Annotated in this window: 12 protein-coding genes; 4 read left to right on the top strand and 8 right to left on the bottom strand. The window is 69.4% G+C overall.

Features of this window, described 5'->3' with window-relative positions; translation table 11 throughout:
* Positions 1–66 precede the first annotated feature (66 nt).
* The 6 genes from ITP53_RS32755 to ITP53_RS32730 form a co-directional block, all read right to left on the bottom strand.
* Positions 67–840, bottom strand: a complete 774-nt coding sequence (locus tag ITP53_RS32755; RefSeq protein WP_195899323.1) for an SDR family NAD(P)-dependent oxidoreductase — start codon at positions 838–840, stop codon at positions 67–69.
* 49 nt (positions 841–889) lie between these two features.
* On the bottom strand, positions 890–1228 hold the full coding sequence (locus tag ITP53_RS32750; protein ID WP_090946873.1) for an STAS domain-containing protein: 339 nt from the start codon (positions 1226–1228) through the stop codon (positions 890–892).
* A 98-nt stretch (positions 1229–1326) separates the two neighbouring features.
* Entirely contained in the window at positions 1327–2070 is a 744-nt protein-coding gene (locus ITP53_RS32745; protein WP_195899322.1) for an energy-coupling factor ABC transporter ATP-binding protein, read from the bottom strand.
* Entirely contained in the window at positions 2067–2822 is a 756-nt protein-coding gene (cbiQ, locus tag ITP53_RS32740; protein ID WP_195899321.1) for a cobalt ECF transporter T component CbiQ, read from the bottom strand. The genes ITP53_RS32745 and cbiQ overlap by 4 nt, the downstream gene beginning before the upstream one ends.
* A gap of 3 nt (positions 2823–2825) precedes the next feature.
* Positions 2826–3830 carry an energy-coupling factor ABC transporter permease gene (locus tag ITP53_RS60525; protein ID WP_195899320.1) on the bottom strand — a complete coding sequence of 335 codons (1005 nt, stop codon included), beginning with the start codon at positions 3828–3830 and terminating at the stop codon, positions 2826–2828.
* Between the two features lie 67 nt (positions 3831–3897).
* Positions 3898–5694 carry a glycosyltransferase family 2 protein gene (locus ITP53_RS32730; protein WP_195899319.1) on the bottom strand — a complete coding sequence of 599 codons (1797 nt, stop codon included), beginning with the start codon at positions 5692–5694 and terminating at the stop codon, positions 3898–3900.
* A 403-nt stretch (positions 5695–6097) separates the two neighbouring features.
* On the opposite strand from ITP53_RS32730, the gene ITP53_RS32725 reads away from it, so the two are divergent.
* Positions 6098–6415 carry a hypothetical protein gene (locus ITP53_RS32725; protein WP_195899318.1) on the top strand — a complete coding sequence of 106 codons (318 nt, stop codon included), beginning with the start codon at positions 6098–6100 and terminating at the stop codon, positions 6413–6415.
* Positions 6416–6432: 17 nt separating this feature from the next.
* Complete coding sequence (locus tag ITP53_RS61755; RefSeq protein ID WP_195899317.1) at positions 6433–6798, top strand: ClpX C4-type zinc finger protein; 366 nt, start codon at positions 6433–6435, stop codon at positions 6796–6798.
* 281 nt (positions 6799–7079) lie between these two features.
* Here the strand turns inward: ITP53_RS61755 and ITP53_RS61325 are convergent, their stop codons facing one another.
* Positions 7080–7163: a CHRD domain-containing protein gene (locus ITP53_RS61325; RefSeq protein ID WP_407941341.1), complete on the bottom strand. Its 84-nt coding sequence runs from the start codon at positions 7161–7163 to the stop codon at positions 7080–7082.
* 140 nt (positions 7164–7303) lie between these two features.
* Here ITP53_RS61325 and ITP53_RS32710 point away from each other — a divergent pair, with 140 nt between their 5' ends.
* A complete protein-coding gene (locus tag ITP53_RS32710) occupies positions 7304–8248 on the top strand; it encodes a D-2-hydroxyacid dehydrogenase family protein (RefSeq protein ID WP_236051415.1) in 945 nt (314 codons plus the stop codon).
* 7 nt (positions 8249–8255) lie between these two features.
* Here ITP53_RS32710 and ITP53_RS32705 read toward each other — a convergent pair whose 3' ends face one another.
* The gene (locus ITP53_RS32705) at positions 8256–8822 is read right to left on the bottom strand and encodes a CGNR zinc finger domain-containing protein (RefSeq protein ID WP_195899315.1); all 567 of its coding nucleotides are present in this window, start codon (positions 8820–8822) and stop codon (positions 8256–8258) included.
* A gap of 72 nt (positions 8823–8894) precedes the next feature.
* On the opposite strand from ITP53_RS32705, the gene ITP53_RS32700 reads away from it, so the two are divergent.
* Positions 8895–9650, top strand: a complete 756-nt coding sequence (locus ITP53_RS32700; protein ID WP_195899314.1) for a class I SAM-dependent methyltransferase — start codon at positions 8895–8897, stop codon at positions 9648–9650.
* Positions 9651–9679: the final 29 nt, after the last annotated feature.

The raw sequence follows: 9679 nt of genomic DNA, 5'->3' as shown, positions 1-9679 counted from the left end.
CTTGCGGGGGGCACGCCCCCCGCATGGCTGGGGGGGTTCGCGGGGGGCACGCCCCCCGCGTCAGCGTCACTTGGGCTGGAACCGAATCCCCCCATCGAAGCGGACGACCTCGGCGTTCATGTAGTCGTTCTCGATCAGCGCGCGTACCAGGTGCGCGAATTCGCCGGCCTGTCCCATCCGCTTGGGGAACACCACCGGAGCCACCAGCTTGGCCTTGAACTCGTCGGCGTTGGCCGAGAAGCCGTAGATCGGGGTGTCGATGATGCCGGGGCAGATCGTGTTCACCCGTACGCCGATCGCGGACAGGTCACGCGCGGCCGGAACGGTCATGCCCACGATGCCGCCCTTGGACGCGGAGTACGCCAACTGCCCGATCTGCCCCTCCAGCGCCGCCACGGAAGCCGTGTTGATCACCACGCCGCGCTGCCCGTCGGCGTCGGCCGGCTCGGTCTTGGCGATCGCGGCGGCGGCGATGCGCATGAGGTTGAACGTGCCGATCAGGTTGACCTCGATCACCTTGCGGTAGCTAGCCGGGCTGTGCGGCTTGCCCTCGCGGTTGACCGTGCGCTCGGCCCAGCCGATGCCCGCGCTGTTGACCACGACGCGCAACGGCTTGCCGGTGGCCACCGCGGCGTCGACGGCCGCCTGCACCTGCTCGTCGTCCGACACGTCGGTCCTGGCGAAGACGCCGCCGATCTCGTCGGCGACGGCCTTGCCGCGCTCCTCGTTGAGGTCGGCGACGACCACGGTGGCGCCGGCGCGGGCCAACTCGCGTGCGGTGGCCTCACCGAGGCCGCTGGCGCCGCCGGAGATGATTGCTGCAGATCCGTTCACGTCCATATCCCGGACCCTAACCCGCCGACCGAATGAAGTTCTACTCGGGGCCGGGTTAAATCTCTCCCACGGCACTGTCAACGTCGGAGTACACCTTGATCCGGCGGTCCAGCCCGGTCGTGCGCAGGATGCGCGCCACGGGCGCCTGCGGCGCCGCGAGTGACACCCCGCCGCCCTCGCCCGTCGCCAGCCGCCAGGCCTCGATCAGCACGGACAGTCCGCTGGAGTCCATGAATGACAGCTGCTGCAGATCGAGCACGAGCCTGGCGCCGTCCTGCTTGATGGCGTCACGCACCTCGTCACGGAGGAACGGTGCGGTGAACAGGTCAAGCTCTCCCTCGACGGCCACCACCACGGCGTCTCCCAGGGCATGTCGCGCAAGCCGCAGCTTCATTTGGCCCCTCTCCTCGATGAGCCACTGTACTTCGACATCCCCGGATACCGGGCATACACAAACTACGAAGAGGCGGATGCCGGCGGACAAGGCCGCGCTTAACCGTCTCGCCCTTCCGGGATGGCGAAGCCGTACGGGAGCTCCAGACGGTGTCTGGCCAGCAGCTCCGCGTCGGCGAGCAGCCCGCGCGTGGGGCCGTCCGCGGCGATCACCCCACCGGAGAGGATCAGCGAGCGCTCGCACAACTCCAGCGCGTACGGAAGATCGTGGGTGACCATGAGCACCGTCACGTCCAGCGAGCGCAGGATCTCGGCCAGCTCCCTGCGGGCCGCCGGGTCCAGGTTGGACGAGGGCTCGTCCAGCACCAGGATCTCCGGCTCCATGGCCAGCACGGTCGCCACCGCCACCCGGCGCCGCTGCCCGAACGACAGGTGGTGCGGCGGCCGGTCGGCGGCGTCCAGCATGCCGACCCGCTCCAGCGCGACCTTGACCACCCGGTCCAGGTCCTCGCCGCGGACGCCGGCGTTGGCCGGGCCGAAGGCCACGTCGTCGCGGACCGTGGGCATGAAGAGCTGGTCGTCGGGGTCCTGGAAGACCAGGCCGACGCGCTGCCTGACCTCCTTCAGCGTGTCCTGGCGCACCGGGGTGCCGGCCACGGTGACACTGCCGTGCCCGGCAGTGAGAATCCCGTTGAGATGCATGACGAGGGTGGTCTTGCCGGCGCCGTTGGGGCCGAGCAGCGCCACGCGCTCACCTCTGGCGATCGTGAGGTCCACGCCGAACAGCGCCTGCGTGCCGTCGGGGTAGGCGTAGGCGAGCTGCGTGACTTCCAGAGAGTTCACAGGGAGAGTCCCAACACGGCGAGGGCGGCGGCGGGCAGGGCGAGCGCCACGCCCCATTGACGAACGGATGCCGACATATCCTCAATTATCGGCATCTGTCCTGAGTATCCGCGGCTGAGCATGGCCAGATGCACCCGCTCGCCCCGCTCGTACGAGCGAATGAACAGCGCCCCGGCGGACCGCGCGACCACAGGGATATGCCGGAAATTTCGTGCCTCGAACCCGCGGGACTCCCGCGCCACCCGCATCCGCCGCATCTCATCCATGATCACGTCCAGGTACCTCAGCATGAACATGGCGATCTGCACCAGCAGGCTCGGCAGCCGCAGCCGCTGCGCCCCCATGAGGATGGCCCGCGGCTCCGTGGTGGCCGCCAGCAGGATCGACGCGACCACCCCGAGAGTGGCCTTGGCCAGGATGTTCCAGGCCGCCCAGAGTCCTGGCACGCTCAGCGACAGCCCCAGCACCGTGGTCCGCTCCCCCATCCCGATGACCGGGATGAGGAACGCGAACAACACGAACGGCACCTCGATCACCATCCGCCGCGCGACGTACGCCGGCGGCACCCGAGCCGCGACCACGACCGCCCCGAGCAGCGCCGCGTAGAGCGCGAACGCCCAGAGCCGCTCACGCGGCGTGGCCACCACCACGACGGCGAAGGCGAGCACGGCGACCAGCTTGCACTGAGACGGCAGCCGGTGCACGACGGACCCGCCCGGCAGATAGAGCCGGTGATGATGCCCAGCGCCCACGAATCACACCTTGATCTTGTTACGACTCCGCGCGGCGTAGGCCAGGGCTCCGGCGATGAGCAACACGAGCCCGACGCCGATGATCCCGGCCACCCCCACGGGGATGCCGCCTACGTCACCGTAGTCGGCCAGCGCCCACTCTCCCATCACGTGGTCGGTCGCCTGGTCCAGGAAGCCCTTGTTCTCGGCGACCGCCTCCAGCCCGTCCGGGTCGGATGAGGCGAAGAAGGACACGATGCCGGCCAGCACGGCGATCAGCCCGAGCCCGCCGAGCAGGAACGGCCCGGCCACACCACGCGCGGGGGCCGGCTCAGGCTCTTCCACGGTCGTGGTGCCCTCGGTGCCGCGCAGGACCAGGGGCTTGGCCAGGCCGCGGGCGCCGTACACGAGGTCGGGGCGGACGGCGAGCACGGCGCCGACGGTCATCGCCGTGATCAGGCCCTCGCCGATCCCGATCAGCAGGTGCACGCCGCCCATCGCGGCCGCCACCGCGGACACCTCGATCGGCGCCGTCCCCCCGATCCAGAACAGCAGCGTGAACACCAGCGCCGAGGCAGGCACGGAGATCAGCGCGGCCAGGAACGCCGCCACAGTGACCCCGCCCTTGCCCCTGGCCAGCCCGGTGACCAGCTTGAAGACCGCCCAGCCGACGAGCACGGTGACGATGCCCATGATCGTGACGTTGATGCCGAGCGCGGTCAGCCCGCCGTCGGCGAAGAACACCCCCTGCACCAGAAGGACCACGGCCATACACAAGACGCCTGTATAGGGCCCGACGAGTATGGCGGCCAGCGCGCCGCCCAGCAGATGGCCGCTGGTCCCCGCGGCGACGGGGAAGTTGAGCATCTGCACGGCGAAGATGAATGCCGCCACGAGCCCGGCCATGGGCGCTGTGCGGTCGTCGAGTTCGCGCCGCGCGCCGCGAAGGCACACCGCGACCCCGGCGGCGGCCACCGCTCCCGCCGATACGGACGTAGCCGCATTGAAGAAGCCATCGGGTACGTGCACGGCGATGCCCCCTGAAAACGACGAATACCTTTAGGGACATACTTGTGCAACTGCGCATATATTGCAATTAGAGCCTGATCCGCCGGAGGATGGTCCGGGCCGTCAGCCGCCGTACCACCGTGCTCAGCCGCCCTTTCCCCGGCGTCGCGTACGGACGCACCGTCCTGAGCAGGGCGGCCGCCCACCACCGGCGTGGCGCCGCCACCGTCTGCGCGTCGGCCTCGACTCGGAACCGCGCGGGCGGCCCGCCGAGGTCGAGCTCCAGATAGGCGTCCCAGGTGCCGGGCGTGAGCCGGCCCACCGCCAGCCTGGCCGCGAAGCCGCCCCCCGGCAGCGCCACCAACCGCTCTGGCCGTTCGCAGCCGGTGTGCCGCTCGCGCCAGACGAGCCGCCTGATCGCCGTGGCCGCCGGGGTGGTGCCGACGACGGCGATCTCGCCGTCGATGAGCAACCGGTGCCCCAGCGTCCACCTCGTCCTGATGAGCCGGACCGAGCCTGGCACCGCGACCACGTGCCCGCCGACGTCGATGCTGAGGTTGCCGTTGTCCCTGGTGAAGTACGGTAGCGCGACCACCTCGCCGAGCAGCCGCGGCGGCGGCCTGTTGACGCCGCTGTCGCGGTCGGCGCCCAGCCTGCCGAAGCGCACCACGCCTTCGAGCTCGACCGCCACCCGCAGGTCCCAGATCCCCGAGTCGAGCCCTGCCACGTCGATGCGGGCGGTGAACTCGCCCCCCTTCCGGTCCGCGGGGACGACGAGTTCGGCGGCGGGCTCGTGCCGGGAACGCAGGACCAGGGCCACGCCGTCGTCCCTGGTGATGCCGTCGAGCCGGGCCGCGCCGGTCACCACCAGGTGGTCGCCGTCCCAGCGCACGCCGGTCAGCCTGCGGCGTACCGTGGCGCTCTCGATGCGGGCCAGGCGCACCAGGCGTTCGATGTCGTCGAGCGCGGTCGCCCGCTGCCTGTCGATGGTGTTGAGCCGCTCGTGCACGCCGGGCGTGTACCACTCCTCGCACAGGGCCGCGACCTCCCGCGCGATGTCCTTGCGGCGCACGTCGTCGCTCTCCAGGAACACGGCCCCGAGCTGGGTGAACGCGTCCAGCCTGAAGTGCCTGCGGAGCAGGTGGTCGCGCAGCGGGCCTGGCTCGACGTGCTCGGTCATGAGCCGGATCGGCGCCCGGATCATGGCGAGCCAGGCGATCGGGTCCCTGCTGCCCGGCTGCTGCATGATGCTGCTGCCGTCGGGCCTGGACACGAGGTGGTAGCAGTCGTAGTCGGCGACCACGGAGATGACGTCGGCGTGGCAGTAGGCGTGGACGGTGAACAGGATGTCCTCGCCGATGCGCACGCCCTCGCCGAACCTGATGCGGTGACGGTCGAGCAACTCTTTCTTGAACAGCTTGAAGCAGCTCAGGCTGTTGTAGACGGTGCTGTCGCCGAGGTCCACCCGGTCGGCGCTGTGCTGGAACATCGACACCGGCGCCCGCCGGCCATGCCCGACGATCTTGCCGAGGACGATGTCGGAGTCGTTTCTGTCGGCCATGGCGACCATGCGCTCCAGCGCCTCGGGGCCGAGGTAGTCGTCGGCGTCGCAGAAGAAGACGTATCGGCCGGTGGCGTGCTGCAGCCCGACGTTGCGCGGACGGCCGGCGCCGCCGCTCCCGCCGATGCGGATCACCTTCACGACGTCCCTGTGGTAGACGGCGTAGAGGTCGAGCAGGTCGGCGCTGCCGTCGGTGGAGCCGTCGTCGACGACGATCAGCTCCTTCTTGACCCGCTGTACGAGCGCGGCGGTGAGGCACCTGTCCAGATAGTCCCGGCAGTTGTGCACCGGGATGACGACACTGACATCGACAGAGTCGTCCACAGTGTCGTCATCGTTGCCTGCCGCCGACATCGCCACCACAGCCCACCCCGGAGTCACGTTGCGCTGTCATTCCGTTTCAGTATGTGACGAGTGTGCGTCATCGCGGGGCCGATCGGCGTACTTCATCCCGTGGTTTTGCCATCAGCGGAGATTCAGCGCATTCCCCCGAATAAGCAGCGGCAAGCCGGCCAATTACCACATTCGACCCGGCATCGAATGGGTTCCAGGAACGGGGATTTCCTACCCGGAGGAAGAATCCTCTCCGCGGGGAGCGCTCAGCTACCCCCGGCCACCGTGTGTGATCCTGCGGAGCGAGTTGCGCGTCTACAGTTAGGCAACCTCGACCGGGGAGGTGGCGGGAATGGGATCTGATCCCCATTGGTGGAAGGGTGTCGGCTCACGCATGCATACTGCCGGGTCCGCCGGGTCCTCAGCTCGGCTGGGCGAGCTGCACGAATGCTCGGCCCTGCTCCGCCGTACGAGGATGCGCGCCGAAGAGATCGTCGACGAGGCGCGCGCGTTGCTGGCCGAGGCCGAGCGATCAGGCGACGCCGAGCGCGTCGTCCACCTGCACGTCCAGCTCGAACAGGCGCGCCACTCGTACAGCAAGGTCCTGACGGCGTACGTGACGCTCTGCCGCAGGATCAACGAGGAGCGGCAGACCATCCTGGGAGCCGAGATCGAAAAGGATCGCCAGTCGGGCTTGTCAGGGGTCGCCTGACGGGCTAGCGTCAGGCCATGCCTGACTGGAAAGAGAACCTCCGCTGTTCCTTCTGCCACAAGAAGAGCGGGGAGGTGGAAAAACTGGTAGCCGGTCCCGGTGTGCACATTTGCAATGAGTGCATCGGATTGTGCGGCGAGATCCTCGAACAAGAACGCCACGCCGCCTCCACCGAGCCCCGGCTGCCCGTGTGGGAGACCATGAGCGAGGAGCAGATCCTCGACCATCTTCCGAAGATCGCCGCCGTGCAGGCCCAGGTCGACGACAACCTGCGCGACTGGGTGGGGCACCTGCGCGGCAGGGACGTCAGCTGGGAGCGCATCGGGGCCTCGCTCGGCATGACCCGTCAATCCGCCTGGGAACGCTTCAGGAGCGAAACGTAGTAAACCGTTGTGACCTGTGAGGCGTCCTTTGGTCAGGGAGGCCCACCATGCACGTCCTTGATGGCCTCGCGGCGACCGATCTCGACGGGCTCCAACTGGAGCTGGTCCTGATTCTGGCGCTGCACGAAGAGGCAGAGCGGCTGGCCGCCGAATGAACGGGCTCCAGCTCCCCGGTCGCCCCAGGGAGCTGGAGCAGGGGGCCGCATTCAGCCCGGCATCTCAGCCCGGCACTTCAGCACGGCATCTCAGCGCGCCTCAGCCCGGCATGTCAGCCCGGCATGTCAGCGGCGGAGCTGGCCGCGGATGGCGCCCGCCGGATACTTCGCGTTGTGCACGTTGGCGTAGTAGAGGCGCGGCCACTTCACGATGGCGCGCAGCTATTCCTCTCCCATCGGACATAGGACATCCTCACGCACGGCTGTGTGGAGGGGGCGGTTCAGGGGGTAAGTAAAATGCCGCCGCCTGGTTAGAGGGCTTGCCGATGTCAGCCGGAGGATCGTTCGTCATGCTTCGTTGCGCCGTACTGGATGACTACCAAGGGGTGGCCCTCGGCCTGGCCGACTGGTCCCGGGTGCGGGCGACGAGCTTCCGTGAGCGCTTCACCGATCAGGACGACCTCGTGGCCGCCCTGGGCGACCACGAGATCGTGGTCGCGATGCGCGAGCGCACGCCCTTCCCCGCGGAGCTGTTCGAGCGGCTGCCGAACCTGCGCCTGCTCGTCAGCACCGGCATGCGCAACGCCGCGATCGACCTGGCCGCCGCCCGCGCCCGCGGCGTCACGGTGTGCGGCACGGGCAGCACCTCCACGCCACCGGTCGAGCTGACCTGGGCACTCATCCTCGGCCTGGTACGCAACCTGGTCCCCGAGGCGACCGCCATGCGCACTGGCGGTCCCTGGCAGAGCACCCTGGGCGCCGACCTGCACGGCCGCACGCTCGGCCTCCTCGGACTCGGCAAGATCGGCACCAGGACGGCGGAGATCGGGCAGGCGTTCGGGATGGACGTCGTGGCGTGGAGCGAGAACCTGACGAAGGAGCGGGCCGCGGCCCACGGGGTACGCCTCGCCCCGTCCAAGGACGCGCTGCTGTCCGGATCGGACATCGTCTCCGTGCACCTCGTGCTGAGCGATCGGACGCGGGGGCTGATCGGTGAGCGCGAGTTGTCGCTGATGCGGCCCACCGCCTATCTGGTCAACACCTCGCGGGCGGCCATCGTCGATCAGGCCGCCCTGGTGTCGGCCCTCCGGGCGGGCCGGATCGCGGGGGCGGGGCTGGACGTGTTCGAGGTCGAGCCGCTGCCGGCCGATCACGAGCTCCGTACGTTGCCGAACGTGCTCGCGACGCCGCACCTCGGCTACGTGACGGAGCTGAACTACGAGACGTACTTCAGGGAGGCCGTGGAGGACATCGACGCGTTCCTCGCGGGAAGCCCGATCCGCCTGCTGACGTGACCCGGTCTCACTCGCCCTTGCCGCGCGCGCGGAAGGCCGCGGTCTTGACGCGGTTCTGGCAGGCCGTGGAGCAGAACCTGCGGGTGCCGTTGCGCGAGACGTCCACGTAGACGCGGTCGCAGTGCGGCGCCGTGCAGACCCCGAGACGGTCGCTGAACTCGCCGCCCAGCACGATCGCGAGCCCGGTGGCGCAGCCGGCCGCCCAGTCGCTGAACATCGTGCCCTCGCTGCCGTGGAAGTGGAGGTGCCACGGCTCTCCGTCGTGCTTTTCGAGTATCGGCCTGGCGCGGGTCTCGTCGAGCAGCGCGTTGACCCGCGTGGCGGCGGTGTCGATGTCGTCCGCTGCGACGGCGGCGAAGACCGTACGGAGGCGGGCGGCGACCTCGGCGAGCTCCGCCGCCTCGGCCTCGCTGACCTCTCGGTAGCCCGGGTAGACGGTACGCATGCCCGCGGTGGCGGCCGCGCCCACGGTGTCCGGCGCGAAGGGGCGGCCACGCCGCTCGCCCGGGGTCAGCGCGTTCACGAGGGCCACCGCGACCCTGACCACCGTATCCGTGTGACTGTTGTAATCCACTTGACCGGTTACACCTTTGAGTTCTAGGTTGTGACTGTCCAAAGCTTAATCGACGGTCACAAGGAGATCTTCGTGCTCACTCACGATGCCGCAATGGAGTGGATCGCGCGTTGGGACAAGCAGCAGGAGGGCTACCTTCCCGACCGGGAGGAGCGCTTCACCGCTCTGATCGACGCCGTCGAGGCGCTCGGGAGGCCCGATCCGGTGGTGATCGACCTCGGGTGCGGGCCAGGGTCGTTGTCCTTCCGGCTGCTCGAACGGCTGCCGAAGGCCACGGTGATCTCCGTGGACGCCGATCCGCTGTTGCTCGGGCTGGGGCGGGCGGCGTACCCGGGGCTCACGTTCGTCTCGGCGGATCTGCGTACGAGCGGGTGGACGGGGTTGCTCGGGTTGGACCGGCCCGCGGACGCGGCGGTCAGCACGACGGCGCTGCACTGGATCGCCGAGCCTGACCTGCGCCGCATTTACGGTGAGCTGGCGACCGTGCTGCGGCCCGGCGGAGTGCTGCTCAACGGCGACCACATGGACACCCAGGACGTCACGCCGGCCCTGGCGCGGCTGGAGCACGCCGTGCACGATCGGCAGACGGAGCGGGCGTTCGGGACGAACCCGCCGGAGGACTGGCGCGCCTGGTGGGACGCGATCGCGGCGGACCCGGCGTTCGCCGAGTTGAACGAGGAGCGGTCCACCGCCGGGGCCGCTCATTCCGGCTCGGAGTCCCATCTGTTGTCGCAGCACGTCCAGGCGCTCAGGGACGCCGGCTTCACCGAGGTCGGGACGCTCTGGCAGCGGGGAAACAACCGGCTGCTGTGCGGTGTGCGGGGTTGAAACGCCTCGCCGTGCGGGGGTGAGCCGGC

This window comes from Nonomuraea cypriaca (assembly GCF_015645445.1).
Lineage (GTDB): Bacteria > Actinomycetota > Actinomycetes > Streptosporangiales > Streptosporangiaceae > Nonomuraea > Nonomuraea cypriaca.
The sequence above is the reverse complement of the archived record's forward strand: the minus strand, read 5'-3'. Positions and strand labels throughout refer to the sequence as shown.

Coding starts and splice junctions, on each gene's coding strand:
- ITP53_RS32755 (WP_195899323.1), bottom strand. CDS start 840: ATGGACGTGAACGGATCTGCAGCAATCATCTCCGGCGGCGCCAGCGGC.
- ITP53_RS32750 (WP_090946873.1), bottom strand. CDS start 1,228: ATGAAGCTGCGGCTTGCGCGACATGCCCTGGGAGACGCCGTGGTGGTG.
- ITP53_RS32725 (WP_195899318.1), top strand. CDS start 6,098: ATGCATACTGCCGGGTCCGCCGGGTCCTCAGCTCGGCTGGGCGAGCTG.
- ITP53_RS61755 (WP_195899317.1), top strand. CDS start 6,433: ATGCCTGACTGGAAAGAGAACCTCCGCTGTTCCTTCTGCCACAAGAAG.
- ITP53_RS32710 (WP_236051415.1), top strand. CDS start 7,304: ATGCTTCGTTGCGCCGTACTGGATGACTACCAAGGGGTGGCCCTCGGC.